This is a genomic window from Kibdelosporangium philippinense, from assembly GCF_021390435.2.
GTDB lineage: Bacteria > Actinomycetota > Actinomycetes > Mycobacteriales > Pseudonocardiaceae > Kibdelosporangium > Kibdelosporangium philippinense.
Genome location: NZ_JAJVCN010000004.1, coordinates 1,946,298 through 1,969,867 on the forward strand (window position 1 = coordinate 1,946,298; position 23,570 = coordinate 1,969,867).

Sequence of the window (23,570 nt, forward strand, 5' to 3'; positions counted from 1 at the left end):
GGACAAAGCCAACGTACTGACATCACGTAACGCACGGTTAGCCCGATTGGCCCCTGTTCGAGTTGCGTGATTCGCCGCGACTGGGTACTACCTCCTTGACCAGGGAGGTACGCATGTCCACTGACAAGCCGAAACACGTGGTCGAGGAGATCGTCGGCAAGATCAAGGAAGAGTGGGGCGAGTACACCGGCAACGAGGCGTTGCGGGTGGAGGGCGAAGCCGAGCTCGAGCAGGCGAAAGAGGACCTGAAACGGGACGACGAATGATCAGCCGGGATTTCGGGTAGCCACGAGTCATGGCGCGTGCGATATGGAGCGGGGCGATCAGCTTCGGGCTGGTCAGCATCCCGGTGGAGCTCTACAGCGCCACCAGCGACCACACCGTGCACTTCAACCAGTTCCAACGCGGGACATCGGATCGAATCCGGTACAAGCGGGTGAACGAGCGAACCGGCAAGGAAGTGGACTACGGCGACATCGTCAAAGGTCGTGAGGTCGGTGACGGCCAGTTCGTGCTTGTCGAACCGGACGAGCTGGCCGACATCGCGCCAGGCCGGTCACGGACGATCGATATCGACGCCTTCGTGGACCTCGACGAGATCGACCCGATCTTCTACCAGAAGACCTACTGGCTGGCACCGGCCAAAAAGGAATACGCGAAGCCGTACGCCTTGCTGGCCAAGGCAATGACGGACAGCAACCGCGCCGGGATAGCGACCTTTGTCATGCGCGGCAAGCAGTATCTGACCGCGGTCCGGGCCCGTGACGGAATCATGGCGCTGGAAACGCTGTACTTCGCCGACGAGATCAGGGATCCGGCGGACGTGCGTGAGTCGGTCAAAGGCGTGAAGGCCGCGCAGAGCAAGGAACTCAAGATGGCCACGTCCCTGATCGAGTCACTGAGCGAGGCATGGAACCCTGAAGACTATCGCGACACGTACACCGACAAGGTGAACAAGCTCATCGAGGACAAGGCTGCGGGCAACGAGGTAGTCGTCGAGGCCGAGCCGCCAGCGGCCACCGAGGTCACTGACCTGATGGAGGCCTTGCGCCGGAGCGTCGAATCCACGAAGGGCCGAGGCAGGAAGCAGAGCCTGTCCGGCCTCAGCAAGGCGGAACTCGACGAACGCGCCCGTGACCTCGAGATCAAAGGCCGCTCGAAGATGAGCCGGGCCGAGCTGGAGAAAGCCGTGGCCAAGGCGTCGTGAGGTTTCCGGCTTGACGCGCTGGGCAACACTGGATGCATGATCGGACAACTACGAAGTGTGGTGTTTGACTGCAAGGATCCGGCGAAACTGGGGGATTTCTACGCACAGTTGATCGGCGGAAAGATCACGCAGGAAGAACCGGACTGGGTGGTCGTGACAGACCCGAATGGGCAACGGCTGGCGTTCCAGCTGGCGCCTGACTACGAGCCGCCGAAATTCCCCGACCCCACCGGCTCCCAGCAGGTCCACCTGGACATCAAGGTCGACGACGCGGATGAAGCAGAACGCCAGGTCCTCGCCCTGGGCGCGACCCGGGTGACAGAGGAGCACGTCGAAGACCACTTCCGGGTTTTCCGCGACCCGGCAGGACATACGTTCTGCCTGGTCTACGGCATCGAGATAGACCCAGCGGGCTCAGGCGCCTAGTACGGCAGCCGCACCTTGTGATATTTGAGGTGTTGTCGCTGGTAGTGGCTGCGGCGGGCTCGGGTTTGGTGGCGTCGTCGCCAGTCTGACCAGTGGTTGGTGTGGGTTTCGGGGTGGACCGGGTGGGTGAGGGTGGCCCAGAGTCGTCGAATTTCGTTACAGGACAACGGAATCAGTTGGCTTAAGGTGGCGAGATCGCCCCTTTTTGGTCATTGCGGCCGCGTTCTCGATATGCGGTGACGGCGAGGAACGCGGCGGCCAGCATCGCCAGGGTGATGTGCCGGTACCAGACGTCGTACTTGCGCACCTGATAGTGATCCAGTCCGGTCTCGTTCTTGGCGAACTGGAACGTTTCCTCGACCGCCCAACGGGATCCGGCTACCCGGACCAACTCGGCGACGGGTACTGGTTGGGTGCTGTGGCAGATGTAGTAGGCCAGCTCGCTGGGCTTGGAGATCGAGCGACGCACCAGCAGGAGGTGCTCGTCAGCGCCGGGGTCGATGAGCAGCCAATCGTAGAGGCGATGTCCCTTGCTGCCCTTACCGGCTGAGAGTCGTTGCCAGCCTCGTTTCGGCGCGGTCGCGGCGAGTTCGTCGGCTCGCTGAGGCCCGGTTGGAGTGGTGAACCGGTCGTCGCAGGAGACCGCCATGACGTAGTTGATGTCCTCGTCCTCCAGCCAGTCCCGCAGTCCGGGGTTGTCGCCGTAGGCTTCGTCGGCGGTGAACCAGCCCACCGTCTGCTTGCCGTGCTTGGCGATGAGTCGTTCGAGCATCCGCCGCGCCAGCTTCGGTTTGGTCGCGAACCCGACCGTGTCCGCGATGCCCGCCTCGGCACACCGCTCCCGGTCACCGGTCCAGGATTTCGGCAGGTAGAGCTCTCGGTCGATCAACGCCCGCCCCCGCGACGACACGTAGGTCAGGAACACGCCGAGCTGGCAGTTCTCGATACGCCCGGCAGTGCCGGAATACTGACGCTGCACGCCGGCGGATTTGGTGCCCTTCTTGAGAAAACCTGTCTCATCGCCCACCACGACCCCGCTGGGGTCGGCGAGAGTGTCCAGCACATAGGAACGTAGATCATCCCGCACCGCCTCGGCGTCCCAGCGGTAGAAGTTCAACAACCGCTGCATGCCATCCGGAGTCAGGTCACCAGCCTGCTCCGCGATGGTCCAGGAGTTCTTACGCTCGGCTGCCGAGAGCAGTCCCAGCAGGTACATCCGTGCCCGGCGACGTGAGTCCGCCTGCGCGAAACGCCCGGCCACCAGCGCGAACATCTCATCGAACCCCGCTCGCCACCGCGTGAGGCGATCATCAACTACAGTCTTCGACGCGGCCACCGCGTCTGCTTCGAGTCCTAACACACCTTGAAGTTGATCACGCGGTGGCCGCGTCCATGATCACGACCCCACACCAAGATCACACAGTGCGGTTGCCGTACTAGGCCCGTCGCGCGCCCAATGGCCGCAGAGCGTTGCGAATCTCGTGAGTGGTTATCCGCGTTCTAACGTGGATAACCACTCACGAGGCTTGACCTGCAGTGGACTTGAACTTTTAGGTTTGGGCCATGACGTATTTGGTGACGGGAGCGACCGGGAACGCGGGCCGCCGGGTGGTTGAGCATTTGCTCCGCAAAGGACAGCGAGTGGGGGCGCTGACCAGGAACCCTGGAAAGGGTAGCTTTCCCGAAGGAGTCGAGGTCGTGGCAGGTGATCTGACCGACCCGTCAACCCTCGACTTCCGCGGCATCACAGGCATTCACCTGCTGACCATCGGCGGGGATGACTACGCGACCCTCAAGACCGGCCCGGACATCGTTACGCTGGCGGAAAAGCACGGAGTGAGGAAGATCGTCACCCTGTGGAACGGGCAATCCGGTCCGGTCGAGGAAGCCGTGGAACAGTCCAGTCTGGAGTGGACACACATCGAGCCGACCGACTTCATGAGCAACGCGTTGCATTGGGCCAAGGCCATCCAAGCCACCGGCAAGCTGGAAGAACCTTTTGGCGACAGCCTGAACGCGGCCGTGCACGAGGCGGATGTGGGCGCGGTCGCGGCCACTGTCCTCGTCGAAGACGGCCATGCTGGCAAACGCTACTCGGTCACTGGGCCGGAACCGTTGACACCACGGCACAAACTCGATCAGATCAGCGATGCTATCGGTAGGCCGCTTGAGTTCGTGGAGTTGACCGAAGCCCAGGCACGAGCACGGTGGAAGCAGGCGGGCCATGCCGAGGAAATGATCGACATCCTGGTCGCGTGGCAGTCCAATCCACCGGCGGCTGCCTACACTGTCACGGCGACAGTCGAAGACATCACCGGCCAGAAGCCGAAATCGTTCAGGCAGTGGGCTGAGGAAAATGTTGACAAGTTCCGTTAACGGCCATCCAGCAGGGGCCGCAACGGGTCCCATGTCTCGCCTGTCCGGCGGTGGGCGATCGCGGAAAGTGCTTCGAGCACAACGCGATTCGCCAAAGCCGCCGTGATGTCCGCGTGGTCGTAGGGCGGGCTGACCTCGACCACATCTATGCCGACAACGGGCAGCTCCAGACATATCCTGCGCACCGAGTCGAGCAGTTCACGCGCGGACAGGCCACCAGGCTCCGGCGTGCCGGTGCCTGGGGCATGTCCGGGGTCACAGACATCAATGTCCACCGACAGGAACACGCCGTCGCACGAATCCGTCGCGATTCCGAAGGCTTCCGTCAGACACTCAGACAACCCGCGCGCCACGATCTCGGACATCTCGTACGAGCGCATCCGCTGCTCTGCCATCCATTTCAGCACTTCCGGCCCTGGCCAGTAGCCGCGCAAACCAATCTGCAGGAACCGGTCCCCGCGCAGTGCGCCGGACTCGATCAACTGACGCATCGGCTGCCCGTGGCCCCACAGTGAGCCGAATTCGATGTCTCCTGTGTCCGCGTGTGCGTCGAAGTGGATCATTGAGACTCGGCCATGACCCAGTACGTCCGCGACGCCGCCCGCGTCTGGGAAGGCGATCGAGTGATCACCGCCCAGGATCACCGGGATGGCTCCGGCCCGCACCACTTTCGCGACCTCACCGCGCAATGTCGTCAACGACCGTTCCGCATCACCCGAGAACATCTCGACATCTCCGGCGTCAAGCACGCGCAGGTCACGCAGACCGTCGGTGCGCAAGGCCAAACTTGGCCGGGAGCCGTTTTGTCCAAGGTAGTCAGTCGTGCGGATGGCCTGTGGGCCGAACCGGGTTCCTGGGCGGTGTGATGTTCCGCCGTCGAAGGGCGCTCCGACGATCACCACGTCGGCGTCCGCATAGGACGATGGTTCGGTCAGGTCGCAGCGGGCAACGCCGAGAAACGTCACATCAGGGCCGTACATCGCCATGGTCTCTATTCTGGCCTGATGACCGACGCTTGGCACTACACACCTTCCGGCAGCCCTCGGGCACGGGCGCTGACCATTCCTTTCCCTGGTCAGCCCGGCACGCTCAACTCGATCACCGATGTCCCTGGCGTCGAGGTCGGCTATGAAACCCTCATCGAGGGCGACGACATCCGCACTGGTGTCACCGCGATTCTGCCGCGCGGCAAGCAGGGGGTCGGCGTGAGCTGCGCGTCCGGTTTCCACTCGTTCAACGGCAACGGCGAGCTGACCGGGTCACATTGGTTGGCTGAGACCGGTCTGCTCGGCTGGCCCGTGATGATCACCAACACGTACGCCGTCGGGCCGGTGCATCGCGGGGTCATCGACTGGGTCGTGCGTGAACAGCCCAATCAGACTCCCTGGGATTTCCCGGTTGTCGGCGAAACCTACGACGGCTATCTCAACGACATCAACCGCTCCTACATCACGGCTCAGCACGCGGTGAATGCCATCGACAACGCCAAAACCGGCCCAATCGAGGAGGGTTCGGTCGGCGGTGGGACCGGCATGAACTCGTACGGGTTCAAGGGAGGCAGCGCAACGGCGTCCCGAAAAGTCCGGTATGCGGGCACGGACTACACGGTCGGGGCGTTCATCCAGTCCAATTTCGGTGCACGTCACCAGCTCACGATCGCTGGACGTGCGTTGGGCGAGATCTTCGCCGCCGACAACCCAATGGCCGAGACCGACTGGTTCCTGCCACCGGGCGCCGGGTCGGCAATTGTCGTCATCGCCACGGACGCACCCCTGCTTCCCCAGCAGTGCACGGCCCTCGCCCGCCGGGCCACCATCGGGCTAGGCCGGACCGGCACGACCGGAAACCACAGCTCAGGCGACATTTTCCTGGCGTTCTCGACCGGAAATCCCGGCGCGCTGGATCCCAAGCGGGAAGCCTTGTCGCGGCTGGAATTCGTGCCGTGGCACGGGATCGACCCGTTCTTCGAGGCAACCGCCTACGCGGTAGAGGAAGCGGCGGTCAACGCGATCGTCGTCAACGAGACGATGATCGGCCGCGATGGCCACCGCTCCCCCGCGATCCCACGGGAACGCCTGGTCGGCTTGTTCAGCGAGTGATCGGCGCGCCGTTACGCCACACGGCGGAGATGCCTCGCATCGCGGTGATGTCCTTGGTCGGGTCGCCGTCGACCAGCACGAGGTCGGCGCGCAGACCCGCCCGGATCCGCCCACGGTCAGCGAAACCATAGATGCCCGCAGGCGTGGCGGTGGCCGCTGTCAATGCCTCGCGTGGCGTCAAACCTGCGCGGACCAGCAATTCCAGCTCCACCAGCAGGCTCACGCCGTACGCGATTCCCGGGATGCCCGAGTCGGTGCCCACGGTGATCGGCACGCCAGCGTCATGCAGGATCTTGATGGTACGAGAGGCGTTCGCCAGTCCCGGCCGTTCGAAACCCCAAGGGGTGTCGAGGAAAGCTCGCTGTGTCGCCGAAATGTACGGCGCCACACGCGGATCGTTGACCACGGCGCTGGATGCCGGGATCGCCGTGGAATCCCAGGCACTCCAGAGGGTCAATGTCGGCAGGACGAACGCACCGGAACGTTGGGCCAGCGCGACCGTTTCAGCGGACACGACGTCGTCGGCGAAGATGTGCACAAGACCCGTCACCCCGGCGCGCAAGGCGACCTGCGCGAGCCGTTGGTTGGTGGCGTGTGCGACGGCAGGCATGCCCAGTTTCTTGGCCGCCACGACCAGCTTGTTCGTCTGGTCGGCCGACAGTGTCGGGATCGGCTTGCCAGTAATCAGATCCTTGTCTTCCAGCGCGAGTTTCAGGTGGTCAGAGCCTTCAGCCTGGCGCGCTGCGACGAACTCCGCTGGTATCGTGCCCGGCTCGACCAGCGGGAACTTCTGGCCGGAACTGGTGCCGTGGCCGCCGGGCACGGTCGCCCACCAGCCCGCGGTCCACAGGTCCGAGTTCGCGGTCGGCGCGTAGGACCGGCGCTGCTGCTTGAACGGACCGTGCACGGTCGGGTCGCTGACCATGTCCAGCTCGGTGGTCACACCGAAGCGCGGCGCGTCCGTGCGGACTGGGTTGGTGTGGTGCACGTGTCCGTCGATCATGCCTGGCAGCAGTGTTTTGCCGCGGCCGTCGATGACGTGCAACGTTTCGGGCGCGCCACCATGCTCGAGCACGGAAACGATGCGGCCGCCCGTGACAACGACGTGTCCTCGGTCGATCACCCGCTTTCCGTCGAAGATCCGGACGTTGGCGATGACGAAGGTGTCTGGTGCGGCGGCCATTGCCTCAGATGCCCCGAACGCCAGCGGCACCGCCACTCCAGCGGCGAGGACGCTGCGACGGCTGACTTTGGGCGCGGGAACAACGTGGGACAAGCACATGTGTCAAACTCCCCAGTTCGGCTAGGAGTTCCACGTTACTCCTTCACCGGGGCAGCTTGACGACCGTGAGGAAGAAGTCGTCGATCTGGCGCACTGCTTGAACGAACCGGTCGAAGTCAACTGGTTTTGTCACGTAGGCGTTGGCGTGCAGCTGATAGCTGCGCAGGATGTCTTCCTCGGCCTCGGACGTGGTGAGGATGACGACCGGAATGATCCTCAGGTCGTCGCTGCTCTTGAGCTCGGCAAGCACTTCCTGGCCGTTCTTGCGCGGCAGGTTGAGGTCGAGCAGGATCAGGCCGGGCCTCGGCGCGTCTTCGTAAGGCGCCTCGCCCCGGACGAACTTCATCGCTTCGACGCCGTCGCTGACCACGTGCAACGTGTTGCTGACTTTGTTGTCCGCCAACGCTTCCCTGGCCATCAGCACATCGCCCGGGTCGTCTTCGACGAGCAGGATGTCGATTGGACGCAGCGCTTCTGTCATGGTTTCTTCTCCCGAACGGGCAGCGTGAACCGGAAGGTCGTACGGCCGTTCGTGGCCGATGTGTCCAGCCAGATCCGTCCGCCGTGGTATTCAACGATCTTACGGGCCATCGCCAGGCCGATACCTGTGCCCGGATAGGCAGCCCGAGAGTGCAGCCGCTGGAAGATCACGAAGATCCGGTCAGCGTAGTCCGGCTCGATCCCAATTCCGTTGTCACTCACCGCGAACACCCACTCGGTGCCCTCCCGCGTCGCGTCGATCTCGATCCGCAGCGGCTCTTGCCCGCGAAACTTGATGGCGTTGCCGATCAGGTTCTGCATCATCGTGGTCAGCAAAGACTCTTCGCCGTGCACGGTCGGCAGCTCGGAAACCGCGATGTCCACATCGGCCGCATCGAGGTTGCCAACAGCCGTTCGCACAACGGATCCCATGTCGACATCGGTGAATTCGCCAGTGCGACGGCCAACCCGGGAGAACGCGAGCAGGTCGTTGATCAGGACCTGCATCCGGGTCGCACCGTCCACAGCGAACTCGATGTACTGCTCGCCACGTTCGTCCAGCTGGCCCTGGTATCGGCGCTGGATCAACTGGCAGAAGCTGGTCACCTTGCGCAGCGGCTCCTGCAGGTCGTGTGAGGCGACGTAAGCGAACTGCTCAAGGTCCGAATTGGACCGTTGTAGCTCCTCGGTCTCCGCGGCCAGCCGTTGGCGCAGCGCCTCGACGTCCTTGGCCAGCTCTTTGAGTTCCTGCGGGCCGTCGCCTGGCGGAATGGCGTGGAAGATGTCGTCGGTGGCCGACCGGATCTCACTGGCCAACGCGAAGACCGGGCGCGCGACCCGTCGATGGAACCCCAACACCAGCAGTACGAACAGAATCACCAGCAGCGCGACAATGACGATGAACACGATCGGCAGCAGGATTGCCGAGCGCTGCAGAGTTTCCCGATTGGACTCGCGCTCGGCGGTCAGGTTGTTTCGCTGTGTTTCCAGTGCCGAGCGGACCTCGTCGAATTGCACTTTCCCGGTTTCGACAAGGGTTTGATCGTTCGGCGCGCCGACCATTCGTTCGGCGGTCGAGTGCCATTCGGCGGTTTTCTCAAGCACGACAGCCAAATCATCGCCGGCCCGCGTCCCATCGACCGCACCGAGGCGCCGCATGTCGGCGACGGACTGCTCCTGCTGAGCACGCCCTTCCTGGTACGGTGTAAGGAAATCGACGCGACCGGTCAGCAGAAATCCCCGCAGTCCGGTTTCCTGGTCGAGCAGGGACGTCTCCAGCTCACGCTGCTCGATGAGCTCAGGATCGATCTGGTCGACCACCCGCAGACGCGCCTGGCCCAGCTGCGTCAGGCCGATCACGCCACCCGTGACCGCCGCCGCGAGCACGATGGCCTCGACGACGATCAGGTAGAGCACCCATCGGCGAAGCGTGTTCATCGGTGGCTCAGCAGGGCCAGCGCCACATCGTCGTCCAACGGCCCTTGATTGAGGTCGACGACCGTGGCGATCAACCGGTCAAGCACGGCCAACGGCTCCGAACGCCAATCCGGATGGGCACGAAGGTCGTCGAGCACCAGCTCCGCCATGTTCTCGTGACCGAGCCGGTCGGGTCTGCCGTGTACTTTGCCCTCGAACACGCCATCGGTGTAGAGCAGCAGGGACCAGCCGGGGCTCAGCTCGACATCAACCGGTTCCCACGCGGCGTCGGGCAGTAGCCCAAGTGGGACACCGAGATGATCCATTGGCAGCAACCGCCCGGCATCCCCGTCGATCAGCAGCGGCGGCGGATGGCCTGCCAGGCGCATCCGCAGCGACCGCCTGTCCGGCGCGACACTGATCACGCACAACGTGGCGAAGGAATGGTTGATCCGCTCGTGTCGTAGGACGACCTCGATCGTGTGCAGCACGTCGCCGGTCGGCAGACCCGCCAAAACCAGGGAACGCCAAGCGATCCGCAGCGCCACACCCAGCGCGGCCTCGTCCGGGCCGTGCCCGCTGACGTCACCGATGATCACGTGCAGCGTGCCATCCGGCAGCTCGACGGCATCGTAGAAATCGCCGCCCAGCAACGTGCCATCGCGCCCCGGCCGGTAGCGCGCGACGAGGTTCAGGCTCGGGTCGGTCAGCAGCGGCGCGGGCAAGAGGCCTCGTTCCAGACGCCGGTTTTCGTCCGCCACCAGCCGTTGCTCCAGCAGCTGCCGCTCGGCTTCTTCGGCGCGCTTACGTTCCCACGCGTACCGCAACGCCTTGACGAGCAACGGACCGTCCACCTGGTCCTTGACCAGGTAATCCTGGGCACCGGCAGCTACGGCCGCGACACCGATCGCCTCATCACGGTGGCCCGTCAGCACGACCACGGCCGTTCCCGGCGCGTGCTGCCTCACCCTGGTCAATGCCGTGAGCCCCATGGCGTCGGGCAGCTGAAGGTCAAGCAGGACGCAGTCGACTCGTGGCGCGCTCAACGCGGCCGCGAGGGTGTCCACCCGGTGCAGGACAACGTGCCCGGCCAGGTCCGCGAGCAGCTCGGACACCAGGAAGGCGTCACCGTCGTCGTCTTCGACGAGCAGCACGCGCAACGGCTGACCCGCCCTCGGCGGCGCGTCCAGAACGTCCACACGGCTCCCTGAGGCGTGGCCCGGATGATCTGTGTCGGCTGTGGTCTCAACCGGCGATCATCTTACGGGTCAGCCCGATAAGCCAGCAGGTCGCCAGGCTGACATTCCAGCACCGCGCAGAGCGCGCCGAGCGTGGAGAACCGGATCGCGCGGGCCCGGTCGTTCTTCAGCACCGACAAGTTCACAATGGACACTCCGACCCGCGCGGACAGTTCGGTCAGCGTCATCCCGCGTTGGGCGAGCACGCGGTCGAGGTTGACGTAGACACCGTGGTCCTCAGGCGCCATCACACCGTCCCGTCGAGTTCCTCGCACATCGCCGTGCTCACCCGCATGATCCGGCCGAACGAGATCATGATGATCCCGAGGAACAGCGCGACCTCCGGCCAGTCCCAGCCGCCGAGCCAGCTCAGCCCGGGAATCGGCTCGAGGACCATGGAGTTGGTCAGCCAGAACCGCACCACCGACTCCAGCAGGGTCACGCCGAGCCCGGCCACGATCACGTACACGCCGACCGACTTCAGCAGGCCTGGCACGCGGTCACCGAAGAGCCCTTCTCGCCGCATACCCCGGAACAGGCGCAAGAAGAGCAATAGACCACCGACCAGCGCCAGAAAGCCCGGCACCACCGTAAGGGCGCCGAGTAGACGCTGGCCGAAATCCGGTGTGCTGTCGCAGAGCGACACGACCACGGCCGACGAGACGACTCCCTCCGCCGGATTACCGACCAAGTTCGGCACGCTCTGCGGCACGTACACGACCCCGGATGGCGCCTCGACGCACACGCTCGGGCCGCCGATGCCCATGGTGCTGCTCGATCCCCAGATCGCCGCGGGCACGGACAGAACAACGACCACGGCAAGCAGACTGATGATGATCTTGACCGTGCTGTCCATCGGTTCCAGCGGATCCCGTTGCATGATACCCCCTGTTTATCGACTATCGATAAGTTACTTAACGATAATCGTTAAGTCAACGGGCCTACTAGAGTGAGCGGGTGGAGTCACTCGCCGAGCGGACCGAACACTTCCCCGATCTCCGGGCGTTGATCTTCGACCTGGACGGCACCCTGGTCGACACGAAGGCCAACAACCGCCGTGCCCTGTACGCCACGTTCGCGACCCAAGGCGTACGGCCCGAGGACATGCCCTCGGCGCCAGAGGGAACGGGATTCGTTGACTGGTGCGCGCTGCTGGTCGCCGAAGGCCTGCTGTCCCCCGATGTCTCCGTGCCCGCGTTGCAGGAGATCTGCGAGAAGGAAACGCTGCGCACGATCCACGATGTCCGCGAGATCGAAGCCGTCGCCGAATTCGCCCGATGGGCTGAACGCCGGTTTCCACTCGCGCTGGCGACTGGGAGCTCGCGGGCGATCGTGGATTCGTTGCTGGCGGCGACCGGGTTGCGCAGGTTGTTCGATGTCGTTGTGACCAGGGACGAGGTGGCGAACGGCAAACCGGCGCCGGATCTTTTCCTGCGTGCGGCCGAATTGCTTGATGTGGCGCCCGCGCGGTGTGTGGTTCTGGAGGACACGCAGGTCGGGTTGGATGCCGCCGATCGGGCCGGGATGGGCGCTATGGACGTACGACCGTACCGATGACTTTCGCGGTTTCGGCGTCGTACGTCGCGGTCGCCGAGACCATCGCGAGCAGCTGGTCGACGAGCCAGTTCTCCAGCTGTTCCCTTGGCAGATTGCGTTCTTGCAGCCAGGTCAACGTGGTTCCCTCGACCACCGCGGTCCAGCAGTTCAACGTCAGCAACGCCAGCGGCGACGGTTCCCGCACGCCCGTCCGGGCAAGGATTTCCGCGACGGCGTGCCTGCGGACATCGTCGACCACCGCGCCGGTTTCCGCAGTCGCCACAACGGATCCTCCACGCAGCAACGCGATGAACGCGGCCGCGTGCGACTCGGCGAACGAGATGAATTCACCGATCAACGACCGGAGTTGGTCGAGTAGTGGGCCTTCCGCTGGCGCGGCGAACTTGGCGATCAGCCCGTCGGCGGCGAAGCGCAGTGAAGCGACGTAGATCTCGGTGGGGCTGGAGAAGTACCGGTAGAACAGCGCTCGGGACACGTCCGCGGCCGCGGCGATGTCGTCGATCGAGACCTGCTCGTACGGGCGGGTGCCGTACAGCTCGATCGCGGCTTCCAGCAGCTGCATGCGCCGCTGCTCTGGCGCCATCCGGCGCTGTGTCCTCACCAGGCTCATTCTGGCATCACATGTCCAAGACGATCCGGCCGCGGCCTCGGTCGACGCAGATCCTCATGTCGCCACCGTCCACCCGTTTCGTGGTGCACGTCCCGCAGAAACCCTGCCTGCACGAGTACGCGACCGCGGGCATGGCTTCGCGGATGACATCCAGTGCCGTGCGGTCCTTCGGGATCTGCAGAACCGTTCCGGTGCGGCGCAGTTCGATCTCGAATGGACGTCCGTCGACGATCGGTGGCGGCGAGAACCTCTCGTAGTGCAGGCCCGTTGTCCGGTCCACCCGGACACCGGCGATCATCGGCGCCGGGCCGCAGCAGTAGACGTGTGTGTTGGGCAGGGCCCAGGTCAGCAGTTCCTTGCCACTGACGGGAACGCCGAATTCGGTGTCCGGCCGAATCCAGACTCTGGCTGGGTCGAGTTCCGCTATCTCGTCAAGGAAGGGCATCGAGTCGCGGCTTCGTCCACAGTAGACAAGGTGCCAGTCCTTGTCCTGCGCGGCTTTGACCATTGGCAGGATCGGTGTGATGCCGATACCGCCCGCGATGAACAGGTATCTGGGGACGTCGATGAACGGGAAGGCGTTACGCGGGCCTCTGACCGTGACCAAGTCGCCTTCTTTGATGGCGTGGACTTCCTGGGATCCCGCGCCGAGTTTGCGGACCGCGATCCGGTACGTCCAACGGTCTTCCGGGTCGCCGCATAGGGAATATTGCCGTTCGGTGCCTGAGGGCAGGCGCAGATCGATGTGACAGCCGGGCTGCCATGTCGGCAGCGGACTCCAGTCCTCTGTGGACATCGTCAGGCTGACGACGTCCTCGGCCTCGGTTTTGACCTTGCGTACCACCAGTTTCATGCTCAGGCCCTTCGCGGGCTGTTCTGGTGTTTCGCTGCGCATGAAGCGCGTCATCACCTCGTACGCGCTGATCGCACGCGTGGCGAACTTCCACAGCCGATCCGTGGGACGTCTGCCATACAGATCCGGCGGTGCGCTCATTGTCCCGCCGCCAACGCCGCCGGCGAGCTCGCCAGGTATGCCACGGCTTGGCTCGTCGAACCTTCCTGCGAGGGGTGGTAGCCGCGCTTGAAGTACCGAAGTGTGGAGGTTGCCAGGTGTGGCGCGCTTGGCAGCAGGCCACACCTGCCAGCCCTGAAGAAGTCCCGCCAACGGGCTTTGCCGGTTCGTGGATCGCTGGCCATGAGGTACCGGACGCCGCGAGTCCATTGCCAGACGAGGAACGGGATGGCGACCGCCATTGCCATGACCCGGTTGGCGAACCGGCCGTCGATGTGCATGAAGAGGTCGAACGCCACGGAACGGTGTTCGACCTCTTCGGCCCCGTGCCAGCGCAGCAGATCCAACATCGTCGGGTCCGCTTTGGCCTCGTCGAGCTTGTGCGAGTCCAGCACCCACTGGCCGAGGAAGGCAGTCATGTGCTCGACGGCAGCGATGACCGCGAGCCGCGACACCAGCCAGCGTCTGCCGCCGTCCGGCCGGTCGAGCCGGACCCGGAAGAACCATTCGAGCTGCCGGACGTACGGGCCCGGGTCGATGCCGTGCTTGATCAGGTGGTCCTGAGCGCCTTGATGTGCGGAGGCGTGCATCGCTTCCTGGCCAATGAAACCGACGACTTCTTCGCGTAGCCGCTCGTCGGTGATCAGCGGCAGGGCCTCCTTGAAGACCTCGACGAACCAGCGCTCGCCTTCGGGCAGGAGCAGGTGCATCACGTTGAGGACGTGGGTGACCAGTGGCTCACCGGGGACCCAGTGCGCGGGCAGGGCCGACCAGTCGAAGCGCACGTCCCTCGGCCTGAGCGCGATCTTCTCCGGCTCCATGACAGGCCACCTCCACAATGAGACTGACTGTCATGATAGACAGAATGTCAACAAGGCTCTAGGTGAGCACGGCCAACTCGCGCCACTCACGCAGCGGCATGACACCCTTCTCAGCCGTCAGGACCTGCAGACAGACGTGATCCGCCCCGGCCGCCAAGTGCTCATCGACCCGCTTGGCGATCGCCTCCAGCGAGCCGCCCACGACCAGCGCGTCCACCAACCGATCGCTGCCTCCGCCCTCGAAATCCGTCTCGTCGAAGCCCAGCCTGAGCAGGTTGGCGCGGTGATGCGGCGCTCCCGCCACGTACGCACCTACGTGCTCACGCTTGAGTTCCTCATTCCCACCAAGGAAAACCGCCTGCTCAACCGCGAGAAACGCCGCCGGGCCCATGCGTTCACGAGCCATTACCGTGTGCTCAACGGGCACGAAGTACGGGTGCGCACCCCAGGTCAGCTCGGCCGCAAGGTCGAGCATCCTTGGCCCGAGGGCCGCGAGCACTCGCCGAGGCCGCTCGGCCGACGCCGAGTTCAGCGGGACCTTGTCGAGGTTCGCCAGGTAGTCACGCATCCCCGACACCGGCTTGCCGCTGAAGGGAATCCGATATCCGGCCGCATCGAGCCGGGACCCGGGCACGCGATGCCCACCAAGACCCAGCACGAACCGGCCCGGGTACTGCTCCCCCAATGAACGCTCCGCAGCCGCGGTGGCGATCGGATCCCGTAAGTGGATGTTCGCTATCCCGGTCGCCACGACCAGGCGTTTTGTCGCGTCGAGCAGCAACGCGGCCTGGGATACCGCGTCCCGGCCGAACGCTTCGCCGAACCAGATCGCGCCGAAGCCGAGGTCGTCCAGTTCGGCCGCGGCGTCCCGGACCACTGCCGCCGGGTGCGGGTCGAACGCGAAGGTCCAGATGCCGAGCCTGCCAAGATCATGCGTCACAGCAAGTCTCCAATAAGATGAGGGTACCTCCGTTTTTCGAAGCATACGGAGGCTGCCTCCGATTGGCAACGAAGGAGTCAGCGATGCGGGCCGACGCGCGACGCAACTACGAGCGGCTGCTGCAGGAAGCCGAAACGGCCTTCCGGGAACGCGGCACCGACGCGTCGCTCGAAGACATCGCCCGCAATGCCGGAGTCGGCATCGGCACCCTCTACCGGCACTTCCCCACGCGCGACGCGCTGCTCGAAGCACTGCTGCACGACCGTTTCATGGCACTGGGCGAACTGAGCACCAAGCTGCTGGACTCCGACGAGCCACGGGCCGCGTTGATCACGTGGCTCGGCGAGTTCGCACGATCGTCCAACAGGTACGAGGGCTTGCCCGCCTCGGTGGTCGCGACGCTGAACAACGAGGAATCCCGGCTGTACGCCTCATGTCACGCTATGGGCGACGCGGGCGCGCGCCTGCTCGCCAAGGCTCAGGAGGCTGGCGAGGTGCGCGCCGACCTGACGGCCAGCGAACTCCTGCTCTTGGTGGCGTCGCTGTCCTGGGCCAACGAACACAGCCCGAACAGCATCGACCGGTTCCTGAATCTGCTGGTCGAGGGCATCGCGACCTGAAGATGTCGTACCCCGCCGGTACGGTCGCGACATGGTCGTGAATTGGAACATCGCGTTCGACTGCGGCGAACCCGGGAAACTGGCCGAGTTCTGGGCGCTGGCCGTGGGGTACGTGCCCGCGCCCCCGCCGCAGGGGTTCGCGAGCTGGGACGACTGGTACCGGCACTTCAACGTGCCCGAAGACGAGATCGACTCGGGCGCCTACCTCGTCGACCCCGAGGGCGTCCGGCCCAAGATGTCGTTCTTACGCGTGCCGGAAGGCAAAACCGCGAAGAACCGCCTGCACATCGACATCCCGATCGGCGGCGGCAGGCACGTGCCCATCGAGGAACGGTGGCCGCGCGTGCTCGCGCACGTCGACAAGCTGACCTCGGCGGGCGCGACCGTCGTCGAGCAGTACGACCACGACGGCCAGCCCGACCACATGCTGATGACCGACCCGGAGGGCAATGAGTTCTGCGTGGTCTAGTGGTTGCGATCGGAAGTTCGTTGGGGGTATTCGGCGGATCCAGGTTTTCGCTGAGTGTGCCGGGCGAAGGGGCCGGTACCGGTGTTGTACCGGCGCCTTTGGCCGGTGCTGCCCAGAGGAAAATCTGGCTAGGAGGCCGCTGAATTAGGGTGGTTTGCGGGTTGGTTGTCACCGAGTGATGGCAGGCGAGGACCTGGGCCTTGCTGATTCATGGGCGATGCTGGGCGTTCAGGGAGCCCAGGGCGGTTGCTCGACGAGGTTCACAACTCCCAAGACTGGGGGTTGGGCCGTGGTTTCCCTCAGGTAGCCAGGGTCCAAGCGCCCGCCGTATGGGTCAGGCCGCGACCGATGAGGTTGCGGAGGTTCAAGGCTGCGGTGCGGCGTTTGAGCCAGGCGTTGTTCTTGCCGGTGCCTAGATATCGGAGTTTGAGACGTCGGCCACCGCGGCTGGCGATCTGGGAGATGACCCGTTCCACGTTGGGGCGGAACGTCCTGTAGCTCTCGCGCAGTTCGGGCTTGTCCGCCCAGTCGCGTCGGGCTTGGCGCAGCAGGTCATCTCGTGGGTGCAGAACGATTTTACGGCCGGTCTTGGACGTGGTGCACTGTGCACGCAGTGAGCAGGCACGACAGAGAGCGCCAAAGGTGGCGACCCGGGTCCGGCTGATCGGGCGGGTGATGTCGTTGGGGCAGGTGACCGTGCCCGCTTGCTCGTCCACGGTGAAGTCGTCCACGGTGAAGTCGCCCTCGACCGGAGCCCGCAGCGGCTTGGGCTTGATCACCGCCTCATGCCCGGCATCGTCGATCCCACCGCGTAGATCCCCTGTGCCATAGGCGGAATCGCCGTACCACGCGCGCTTGCCGTCCTCGGCGTCGAGGAACTCCTCGGCCACAGCGGGGTCGGAGTTCTCCGTGCCGGCGGCCGTGGTCACCTTCTCGTCGGTGACGATCCCGGTCTCGGGCTCGGCCGCCACGTGCGCCCGATACCCGTCCCGCCGGTTCTCCGGGGACTTGCGGGTATGCCGCGCATCCGGATCCACTGTGGACACCACCCGGTCCGGGGCGACCTTGCGGGCGATCCGCCACCGCCCATCAGTGCCGTCACTGCCCTCGGCGGGCTCGACATCCTGACCGGCGACCAACGCCAGCAACGCCAACGCGAACTCCGCGTCGCCTTCCAGTTCGGTATCGGCCAGCGCCGCCACCAGCGCGTTCGCATCGTTGACCAGCGCGGAGACCAGCGCGTCCCTGGCGGCCGGGTCGTCCCAGTCGATCCTCGGCTTGTCCGGCCGACTGTAGTCATGGCCGGTACACACCTTCGCGATCTGCCCCGCCGCGCCGGGCACCTGCCGATCCACCCGCCGGATCGCCGAGATCAGCTGGGTGATGGTGTCCTGGGTGGCGACCGCGTCGGCCAGGATCGTGGAATCCACCGCCCGCTTGCGGCGGCCACGCAGGATCCCGGTCTCCTCGACGACCGTGCGCACCGCGTCGTTGATCCGATGCGGCCGCCCCGAGGTGGCCAGTCGTTTGCGCCAGTACACCAGCGTCGAGGGGTCGAATCCCTTGTCGTCCAATGCCATCCCGGTCGCGACCTTCCACCGCAGGTCACACCGGGCCGCCTCAGCGGTCTCCCGATCCGAGAGATCATGCAGGGTCTGCAACACCAGGATGGAGGCCATCACCGACGCCGGGATCGAGGGCCGTCCCTTGCCCGAGGGGAACAGATCCTCGAACTCTCCATCGGGGAACAGATTCCGGCGATGCCCGGCCAGGAACGCGAACATGCTCCCCGCCGGGACCAGATGACCGACCAGCGCCTCCGCGTCCAGCAGCTCCCGATCACCACGCTCCACACCCTGCATGAAACGATTCTCCCAGCTCAAACCCACATCCTGGGGCGACACGCCGATTATTCAGCGGCCTCCTAGACGAGCTGGCGGCAGGTAATCGGCTTTGTCGGTTTTGCCGGGTGTCCGAAAAGGTAAAGAGAAAGTGTTGTTTCAACCACAGGCAATGTGGTTCCCTTGTTTTGAGAAAGGGAAAGTCATCCCTTGGTAAAACGCTCAGTTGATCATTAAGCGGACAAAGGTGCTGAATAGAGCACGCTTTTGTCTTGTTTTCCTGAATTGCACTGATCTCCGAATATTCTCAGGGAAAGAATCCTGGACTTTGTCGGTGATGAGGGCCACTATCGTCATCAGACCTCATTCAGTATGCAATTCGTTGCACAGAGTGTGGTCGGTCGCGGTGCTGCGCCACGTCGGGTGACACCGTGTTGGCGTTGGCGGGAAGCACGCACGCCGGCCTGCGGTCGTGGGCGCCAGAAATCCAATCCGATTTGAGGGCTTCGGTCGGGAGAGACTTGCATGGCGACCAGTTTCAAGCAGATCACGGACAGCAATGGCCGGGTCTATCGTGTGGGCGAGACACCGGAAGATCTCATGGGCCGTTCGCGCGGCTGGATGGTCTTTCTTCCGTGGATCGCGATGATGGCGGTAAGCGTATTCGAATATGGCTGGGGTGCTGCTGAGGACATCTTGGAGCAGGCTCATGGCTGGACCGTGAACAATGCGTTCTGGCTGGCTAGCGTATGGGCGATCTTCCAGGCGGCAGTCGCTTTCCCTGCTGGTCGGCTGCGGGAGAAGGGCATCGTGTCCGCACGCGCTGCGATGTTGGTCGGCGCGATCTGCAGCGGTGTCGGCTACTTCAGCATCGCCCACTCCGGCAACCTGGTGATCGCGTTCGTCGGCTACGGCGTGCTCGGCGGAGTCGGCGCAGGTTTGGTCTACGCCACCTGTATCAACATGGTTGGCAAGTGGTACCCGGACAAGCGAGGTGCCCGGACGGGCTTCGTCAACGGCGGATTCGCGTACGGCACACTGCCGTTCATCTTCCTCTTCGCGTCGTTCCTGACCCCGACCAACTTCACGGTCATGCTCGACCTGGTCGGTCTCTACATGCTCGTCGTGGTGGGCGTGTGCGGCATGCTGTTCCGTGACCCGCCGAAGAACTGGTGGCCCGCGGAGGTCGACCCGCTCACGGCGACAAGCGGAAAGAACCGCAACCTGGCCAAGAACCCGCCAGCGGTCCGTCAGTACACGCCGGTCGAGGCGATCAAGACCGGCATGCTGCCGCTGATGTGGATCACCCTGGTGGTCATCGGCGCGGTGTCCCTGTTCGGCATCAACTTCCAGGTGAAGTTCGCGCAGGCCAGCGGATTCGGCGCGTTCGTCGCCGCAGCGTCGGCCTCGGCGGTCGCATTGATCAACGGAATCGGCCGCGGCCTGTGCGGCTGGCTGTCGGACAAGCTCGGCCGCAAGCAGACGCTGACGCTCGTGCTCCTGGTCGCCGCGGTCGCCCAGTTCGGCATGCTGATCGCAGGCAACACCGGAAACCTGTGGATGTTCATCTTCTTCGCGTTCGTCGTCGGCTTCGGCGGCGGCGCGTTCTACCCGATGTTCGCCACCCTGGTACCGGACTACTTCGGCGAGAACAACAACGCGTCCAACTACGGCCTGGTCTACAGCGCCAAACTGGTCAGTGGCGTCTTCGGCGGTGGTGTGGCCGCCGCGATCGTCACGGGCTGGGGCTTCACCGGCGCGTACATCCTGGCCGGTTGCCTTGCGTTGCTTTCCGCAGTGATGACGTTGTTCCTGCGGCAGCCTGGACGTGACAAGGCTGGGCAGAAAGAGGTCGAGCCCGCCCCGGCATTGGCTGTGTCGTAAGGGATTCCTGGTCGGGAGCGCGCCATCTCCGCGCTCCCCGGCCAGGATCGGGAAGGGGGTCCGCCATCGCCGGACTCCCAACGCGACTGTTCAGGACGCGACTATTTGGTCAAGCATGCCGCTTATGGTCACAACGACGATCGCCCTGGCGCGCAAGCAGCCGCTGCCATCGTTCGTTGTGCCTGTGTACGAAGCGCGGAGCAGTTTGCCCGGCACGAATTCCACAGCGAACGCGCAACTGGTGCCCACGATCTCCTGGCGTGCGGCCAGATCACCGATCACCTGGCTGGTCACGGCGGCTCCCGCGGCCAGCCGGATCTCCGCGAGGCCCATGGCGGGCCCAAAGGTCAGCAGCACTTCGGCCGACGGACCACCGGTTCGGGCCGTGCAGGTCGATTGGCCCGCGATGCTATTGCTCTGCCACAGCTGCTCTTGCGGGATGTCAATGCCCACGAAACCGAAGGTGCCGCTGTCGGCGATGTCGCATACGCCTGTGTGGACGAAAGCCGGATGGGGCCGTTGCGGCGTCACGGACCAGACTTGCCCGCCTGCCAAGGGAACCATGCGCTTGGCGACGCGTTCGGCGACCTGATGGGCGGCCTGGCAGCTGCGCTGCCGATCCAAGGGTTTCCGTTCCTCGTTGCGGTGAAGCACCGTGAACGGAACGACGGATCGAGTGTCGACCTGCAACTGGCACGCGCCGGGAAAGCCGGCTTGATGTTCCGTCCGATCGTAGAACCGGGCGTAAAGGCCAGCGACGGTTGTCGCCTCCATGAACGCGGTCGGCTCGTTGAACGGAACGAAAGCCCCGCCCCATCGGATCTGCACCGAGTTGCCCTCTGCCGTGGTGAACGAGCAGAAGTCGTCATCGGAACGGACAGAATCACTGGTGATGCCCGCGAACAAGCCATCAGGCACCCAGGCGCATCCGTGGGATGGGTGGAAGTCCCAAGCGGCCCAGTTGGCGCTGGGCACGGGCACCGGCTGGTCGACCGGTCCCTCGCCGAAACCCGAGTGGTCAGCCGGATACGCGTAGTCGTCCGGCCGCTTCTCGGTCGGCCTCGGCGGTTGCGGCGCCGGGGCCGGTTCGCTGCAGGCCGTCAAGCCGCACAACAACGCCATCACAATCAATGTGCGCAAAAAATCCTCCCCTGTGTGCGGAGGATCTTGGCACACAGGGGAGGACTTGGTCTGACCTTATTCGGCTTCGGCGACGCGTTGGTCGTGGTAGGCCTGACGGGTCTTCTCGGTGTGCCGGTTCATGATCATCGCGGCCAGGTCGCTGTCGTGCGCGGCGATGGCCTTGATCAGTTCGGCGTGTTCGGCCCATGCGCCATGGCCACGGGGGCGGGCGATTGGCCGGTAGTACCACCGGACCCGGCGCTCGACCAACGCGATGTGCTCGGCCAGTACCGCGTTTCCGGAGATCTCCGTGATGTACGCGTGCAGCGCCGCGTTGGCCGCGGTCATGCCTTCCGCGTCATCTGTCTCGACGCGGGCTTCGCCGTCGCGCTGCAACTCCCACAGCCGCTCGATTTCTTCGTTCGTGGCGCGGCCTGCCGCCAACCGGGCCGAATGCGTCTCCAGTACCGAGCGGACGCTCAGCAACTGGTCGGCTTCTTCCTCCGTCGGCGTGTGCACGAACGCTCCCTGCGCGGGGCGCAGGTCGACCCAGCCTTCGGTTTGCAGGCGCTGCAATGCTTCGCGCACCGGCTGCCTGCTGACTCCCAAGTACTGGGCCAGTTCCAGCTCGACCAGATGCTGACCTGGCTGCAGGGTGCCGTTGATGATCAGCTCGATCAGCGCGGAGTGGACGGCTTCGCGCAGCGGAGCGGGCCGCTCGACCCGTTGGGTGGCGGCCCCGCTCAACGCACCTCGTCCACCCCGTTTGCCGCTCCCTAGTGACTCGGGAAGCTGGATCACGGGATCGTTCACCTGGGTCCTCCCGAACCGAGCGAAGGCGACAACGTTGTGTCTACAACATACATTATGGGAAGCGTGGATACATGGCCTGGACGCCGCAGACGTACGCTCAGTATCGCCGACACCAGCGCAATCAGCCCGGATATCAAGAAAACCGCCGGGAATCCCATGGCTGGAACCGCGAATGCGGCGAGTCCGACGCCGATCACGCCGCCGAATGCCTTCGCTGAGTAAACCACGCCGTGTGTCTTGGCGATGTCGCGGTCGCCGAAGAACTCCCTGGCCAGGCTGGCGAATAGCGGATAGAACGCGCCGCCGCCCGCACCGGCCAGCGTGACCGCGACCAGCAGCAGGAAGATCGACTCCGACGCGGCCGCGCCTGCCAGGAACACCTGGCCGACGGCCTGTGCCACCAGGACCGCGCCAATCGCGCGCCTGCGGCCGATCTGCTCGGAGATTCGGATCGCCAACGCTCGTCCCGCGCCGTTCGCGCCCAACAAAATCGCTGTTCCGATTGCGACGACGGCCAGACCAATGCCCATCTGTGAGCCAAGAATCGCAAAGAACGTGACCGTGAACAGCGATACCGCGCTCGCTGCCAGCAGCACGAAGTACATCAACGGAAGAACGCCGGTACGCAGTGCCTCGCGCACCGAGAATTGCCGTACCGCGCGCGACGGACTGCGCCTGCGGTCGACCGCCCATTCCTGCGGATCGATGTGCGGCGGCCACCAGTTCGGGGGCGGGTCGCGGAAGAAAAGGCCGGTCGTGGCCACAACGGCGGCCACGATGACCGCGGCGATGTCCAGCGCGATCGCGGGCGGCGTGAACAGGAATGCGACAGCGAACGGCACCGCCCCATACGCGAAAGCGCCGGTCACGAAACTGACCCTGGACGCCATCTGCTCCGGGTGCCATTTCGCCACGGTGGACGTGCAGGTCGCGTAGACCAATCCCGCACCAGTTCCGCCGAGCACCGAATAGCCGAGCAATGCCAGCACGTAGGAATCGAAATGCGCCAGCGAGACCATTCCGGCCAGCATCAGCGCCGCGCCGAGCATCATCACCGCACGCGGGCCGAGCCTGCCGCGTTCACGCAGGTACGCCGTGGGGAATCCGGCAATGGCCTGAAAAATGGCCCATGCGGCCAGCAGCCAGAGTGTTTCCGCGACACCCCAGCCGCGTTCCGCCAATTGGGGGACAAGCGAGCCGAAGGCGTATTGCATCACCCCGGTCGCCGCCATTGCGGCCCACGGCAGCCAGGCCATCCAGGCCCGCGGCCGGCCGATGAGTTCTTCAGGGACCGGGCCGACCTGATACGTCCGGCCAAAACAATCCCGCACCGATGGATACATCTCGCCCTCCCTCT

General features: G+C 64.7%; 25 protein-coding genes. 9 read left to right on the forward strand and 16 right to left on the reverse strand.

Going from position 1 to position 23,570, the window contains the following annotated elements; all coding sequences use genetic code 11:
- The first annotated feature begins 113 nt into the window (after positions 1-113).
- The 3 genes from LWC34_RS52130 to LWC34_RS52140 are packed head-to-tail and all read left to right on the forward strand — an operon-like array spanning position 114 to position 1,633.
- Entirely contained in the window at positions 114-266 is a 153-nt protein-coding gene (locus LWC34_RS52130; RefSeq protein WP_233733739.1) for a CsbD family protein, read from the forward strand.
- Between the two features lie 29 nt (positions 267-295).
- Positions 296-1,207, forward strand: a complete 912-nt coding sequence (ku, locus tag LWC34_RS52135; protein WP_233733742.1) for a non-homologous end joining protein Ku — start codon at positions 296-298, stop codon at positions 1,205-1,207.
- A 36-nt stretch (positions 1,208-1,243) separates the two neighbouring features.
- On the forward strand, positions 1,244-1,633 hold the full coding sequence (locus tag LWC34_RS52140; RefSeq protein WP_233733744.1) for a VOC family protein: 390 nt from the start codon (positions 1,244-1,246) through the stop codon (positions 1,631-1,633).
- A 181-nt stretch (positions 1,634-1,814) separates the two neighbouring features.
- On the opposite strand, the gene LWC34_RS52145 is transcribed toward LWC34_RS52140, so the two are convergent.
- Positions 1,815-2,906 carry an IS701 family transposase gene (locus tag LWC34_RS52145; RefSeq protein WP_443667746.1) on the reverse strand — a complete coding sequence of 364 codons (1,092 nt, stop codon included), beginning with the start codon at positions 2,904-2,906 and terminating at the stop codon, positions 1,815-1,817.
- A gap of 290 nt (positions 2,907-3,196) precedes the next feature.
- On the opposite strand from LWC34_RS52145, the gene LWC34_RS52150 reads away from it, so the two are divergent.
- Positions 3,197-4,009 carry an NAD(P)H-binding protein gene (locus LWC34_RS52150; protein ID WP_233733746.1) on the forward strand — a complete coding sequence of 271 codons (813 nt, stop codon included), beginning with the start codon at positions 3,197-3,199 and terminating at the stop codon, positions 4,007-4,009.
- On the opposite strand, the gene speB is transcribed toward LWC34_RS52150, so the two are convergent.
- Positions 4,006-4,995, reverse strand: a complete 990-nt coding sequence (gene speB, locus LWC34_RS52155) for an agmatinase (RefSeq protein ID WP_233733748.1) — start codon at positions 4,993-4,995, stop codon at positions 4,006-4,008. The two genes, LWC34_RS52150 and speB, sit on opposite strands and share 4 nt — an antisense overlap.
- Positions 4,996-5,013: 18 nt before the next feature.
- On the opposite strand from speB, the gene LWC34_RS52160 reads away from it, so the two are divergent.
- Positions 5,014-6,108 carry a DmpA family aminopeptidase gene (locus LWC34_RS52160; protein ID WP_233733750.1) on the forward strand — a complete coding sequence of 365 codons (1,095 nt, stop codon included), beginning with the start codon at positions 5,014-5,016 and terminating at the stop codon, positions 6,106-6,108.
- Here LWC34_RS52160 and LWC34_RS52165 read toward each other — a convergent pair.
- From LWC34_RS52165 to LWC34_RS52190, 6 genes are all read right to left on the reverse strand, one after another.
- Positions 6,098-7,390, reverse strand: coding sequence for an amidohydrolase family protein (locus LWC34_RS52165; RefSeq protein WP_233733752.1), 1,293 nt, complete (start codon positions 7,388-7,390; stop codon positions 6,098-6,100). The genes LWC34_RS52160 and LWC34_RS52165 overlap by 11 nt on opposite strands.
- A gap of 43 nt (positions 7,391-7,433) precedes the next feature.
- Positions 7,434-7,871: a response regulator gene (locus LWC34_RS52170; protein ID WP_233733754.1), complete on the reverse strand. Its 438-nt coding sequence runs from the start codon at positions 7,869-7,871 to the stop codon at positions 7,434-7,436.
- Positions 7,868-9,307, reverse strand: coding sequence for a sensor histidine kinase (locus LWC34_RS52175; RefSeq protein ID WP_233733756.1), 1,440 nt, complete (start codon positions 9,305-9,307; stop codon positions 7,868-7,870). Before LWC34_RS52175 ends, LWC34_RS52170 begins: the two co-directional genes overlap by 4 nt.
- Positions 9,304-10,485 carry a PP2C family protein-serine/threonine phosphatase gene (locus LWC34_RS52180; protein WP_233733758.1) on the reverse strand — a complete coding sequence of 394 codons (1,182 nt, stop codon included), beginning with the start codon at positions 10,483-10,485 and terminating at the stop codon, positions 9,304-9,306. Before LWC34_RS52180 ends, LWC34_RS52175 begins: the two co-directional genes overlap by 4 nt.
- Before the next feature lie 62 nt (positions 10,486-10,547).
- On the reverse strand, positions 10,548-10,772 hold the full coding sequence (locus LWC34_RS52185) for a helix-turn-helix domain-containing protein (RefSeq protein WP_233733760.1): 225 nt from the start codon (positions 10,770-10,772) through the stop codon (positions 10,548-10,550).
- Positions 10,772-11,404: a DUF2975 domain-containing protein gene (locus LWC34_RS52190; RefSeq protein ID WP_233733762.1), complete on the reverse strand. Its 633-nt coding sequence runs from the start codon at positions 11,402-11,404 to the stop codon at positions 10,772-10,774. Before LWC34_RS52190 ends, LWC34_RS52185 begins: the two co-directional genes overlap by 1 nt.
- A gap of 77 nt (positions 11,405-11,481) precedes the next feature.
- On the opposite strand from LWC34_RS52190, the gene LWC34_RS52195 reads away from it, so the two are divergent.
- Positions 11,482-12,081 (forward strand): HAD family hydrolase, encoded by a 600-nt coding sequence (locus LWC34_RS52195; protein WP_233733764.1) that lies wholly within the window; start codon positions 11,482-11,484, stop codon positions 12,079-12,081.
- Here the strand turns inward: LWC34_RS52195 and LWC34_RS52200 are convergent.
- The 4 genes from LWC34_RS52200 to LWC34_RS52215 are packed head-to-tail and all read right to left on the reverse strand — an operon-like array spanning position 12,056 to position 15,464.
- Positions 12,056-12,691 (reverse strand): TetR/AcrR family transcriptional regulator, encoded by a 636-nt coding sequence (locus tag LWC34_RS52200; protein WP_233733766.1) that lies wholly within the window; start codon positions 12,689-12,691, stop codon positions 12,056-12,058. The genes LWC34_RS52195 and LWC34_RS52200 overlap by 26 nt on opposite strands.
- A 7-nt stretch (positions 12,692-12,698) precedes the next feature.
- Positions 12,699-13,685: a PDR/VanB family oxidoreductase gene (locus LWC34_RS52205; RefSeq protein WP_233733768.1), complete on the reverse strand. Its 987-nt coding sequence runs from the start codon at positions 13,683-13,685 to the stop codon at positions 12,699-12,701.
- Positions 13,682-14,524, reverse strand: a complete 843-nt coding sequence (locus tag LWC34_RS52210; RefSeq protein WP_233733770.1) for a metal-dependent hydrolase — start codon at positions 14,522-14,524, stop codon at positions 13,682-13,684. Before LWC34_RS52210 ends, LWC34_RS52205 begins: the two co-directional genes overlap by 4 nt.
- Positions 14,525-14,582: 58 nt before the next feature.
- On the reverse strand, positions 14,583-15,464 hold the full coding sequence (locus LWC34_RS52215; protein WP_233733772.1) for a TIGR03620 family F420-dependent LLM class oxidoreductase: 882 nt from the start codon (positions 15,462-15,464) through the stop codon (positions 14,583-14,585).
- 83 nt (positions 15,465-15,547) lie between these two features.
- Here LWC34_RS52215 and LWC34_RS52220 point away from each other — a divergent pair, with 83 nt between their 5' ends.
- Positions 15,548-16,084, forward strand: a complete 537-nt coding sequence (locus tag LWC34_RS52220) for a TetR/AcrR family transcriptional regulator (protein WP_233733773.1) — start codon at positions 15,548-15,550, stop codon at positions 16,082-16,084.
- 31 nt (positions 16,085-16,115) lie between these two features.
- Positions 16,116-16,553 (forward strand): VOC family protein, encoded by a 438-nt coding sequence (locus LWC34_RS52225; protein WP_233733774.1) that lies wholly within the window; start codon positions 16,116-16,118, stop codon positions 16,551-16,553.
- 299 nt (positions 16,554-16,852) lie between these two features.
- Here LWC34_RS52225 and LWC34_RS52230 read toward each other — a convergent pair whose 3' ends face one another.
- Positions 16,853-18,415 (reverse strand): IS1182 family transposase, encoded by a 1,563-nt coding sequence (locus LWC34_RS52230; RefSeq protein ID WP_233733775.1) that lies wholly within the window; start codon positions 18,413-18,415, stop codon positions 16,853-16,855.
- Positions 18,416-18,919: 504 nt separating this feature from the next.
- Here LWC34_RS52230 and LWC34_RS52235 point away from each other — a divergent pair.
- Positions 18,920-20,278: an OFA family MFS transporter gene (locus LWC34_RS52235; protein WP_233733776.1), complete on the forward strand. Its 1,359-nt coding sequence runs from the start codon at positions 18,920-18,922 to the stop codon at positions 20,276-20,278.
- A gap of 90 nt (positions 20,279-20,368) precedes the next feature.
- Here the strand turns inward: LWC34_RS52235 and LWC34_RS52240 are convergent, their stop codons facing one another.
- From LWC34_RS52240 to LWC34_RS52250, 3 genes are read right to left on the reverse strand one after another with little or no spacing between them, the layout of a single operon-like run.
- A complete protein-coding gene (locus LWC34_RS52240) occupies positions 20,369-21,418 on the reverse strand; it encodes a hypothetical protein (RefSeq protein ID WP_233733777.1) in 1,050 nt (349 codons plus the stop codon).
- Positions 21,419-21,475: 57 nt separating this feature from the next.
- The gene (locus LWC34_RS52245; RefSeq protein ID WP_308200287.1) at positions 21,476-22,213 is read right to left on the reverse strand and encodes a GntR family transcriptional regulator; all 738 of its coding nucleotides are present in this window, start codon (positions 22,211-22,213) and stop codon (positions 21,476-21,478) included.
- On the reverse strand, positions 22,210-23,556 hold the full coding sequence (locus LWC34_RS52250) for an OFA family MFS transporter (RefSeq protein WP_233733778.1): 1,347 nt from the start codon (positions 23,554-23,556) through the stop codon (positions 22,210-22,212). Before LWC34_RS52250 ends, LWC34_RS52245 begins: the two co-directional genes overlap by 4 nt.
- Positions 23,557-23,570 lie beyond the last annotated feature (14 nt).

Coding starts and splice junctions, on each gene's coding strand:
- LWC34_RS52130 (WP_233733739.1), top strand. CDS start 114: ATGTCCACTGACAAGCCGAAACACGTGGTCGAGGAGATCGTCGGCAAG.
- ku (WP_233733742.1), top strand. CDS start 296: ATGGCGCGTGCGATATGGAGCGGGGCGATCAGCTTCGGGCTGGTCAGC.
- LWC34_RS52140 (WP_233733744.1), top strand. CDS start 1,244: ATGATCGGACAACTACGAAGTGTGGTGTTTGACTGCAAGGATCCGGCG.
- LWC34_RS52145 (WP_443667746.1), bottom strand. CDS start 2,906: ATGTTCGCGCTGGTGGCCGGGCGTTTCGCGCAGGCGGACTCACGTCGC.
- LWC34_RS52150 (WP_233733746.1), top strand. CDS start 3,197: ATGACGTATTTGGTGACGGGAGCGACCGGGAACGCGGGCCGCCGGGTG.
- speB (WP_233733748.1), bottom strand. CDS start 4,995: ATGGCGATGTACGGCCCTGATGTGACGTTTCTCGGCGTTGCCCGCTGC.
- LWC34_RS52160 (WP_233733750.1), top strand. CDS start 5,014: ATGACCGACGCTTGGCACTACACACCTTCCGGCAGCCCTCGGGCACGG.
- LWC34_RS52165 (WP_233733752.1), bottom strand. CDS start 7,390: ATGTGCTTGTCCCACGTTGTTCCCGCGCCCAAAGTCAGCCGTCGCAGC.
- LWC34_RS52170 (WP_233733754.1), bottom strand. CDS start 7,871: ATGACAGAAGCGCTGCGTCCAATCGACATCCTGCTCGTCGAAGACGAC.
- LWC34_RS52175 (WP_233733756.1), bottom strand. CDS start 9,307: ATGAACACGCTTCGCCGATGGGTGCTCTACCTGATCGTCGTCGAGGCC.
- LWC34_RS52185 (WP_233733760.1), bottom strand. CDS start 10,772: ATGGCGCCTGAGGACCACGGTGTCTACGTCAACCTCGACCGCGTGCTC.
- LWC34_RS52190 (WP_233733762.1), bottom strand. CDS start 11,404: ATGCAACGGGATCCGCTGGAACCGATGGACAGCACGGTCAAGATCATC.
- LWC34_RS52200 (WP_233733766.1), bottom strand. CDS start 12,691: ATGAGCCTGGTGAGGACACAGCGCCGGATGGCGCCAGAGCAGCGGCGC.
- LWC34_RS52205 (WP_233733768.1), bottom strand. CDS start 13,685: ATGAGCGCACCGCCGGATCTGTATGGCAGACGTCCCACGGATCGGCTG.
- LWC34_RS52210 (WP_233733770.1), bottom strand. CDS start 14,524: ATGGAGCCGGAGAAGATCGCGCTCAGGCCGAGGGACGTGCGCTTCGAC.
- LWC34_RS52220 (WP_233733773.1), top strand. CDS start 15,548: ATGCGGGCCGACGCGCGACGCAACTACGAGCGGCTGCTGCAGGAAGCC.
- LWC34_RS52225 (WP_233733774.1), top strand. CDS start 16,116: ATGGTCGTGAATTGGAACATCGCGTTCGACTGCGGCGAACCCGGGAAA.
- LWC34_RS52230 (WP_233733775.1), bottom strand. CDS start 18,415: ATGCAGGGTGTGGAGCGTGGTGATCGGGAGCTGCTGGACGCGGAGGCG.
- LWC34_RS52235 (WP_233733776.1), top strand. CDS start 18,920: ATGGCGACCAGTTTCAAGCAGATCACGGACAGCAATGGCCGGGTCTAT.
- LWC34_RS52250 (WP_233733778.1), bottom strand. CDS start 23,556: ATGTATCCATCGGTGCGGGATTGTTTTGGCCGGACGTATCAGGTCGGC.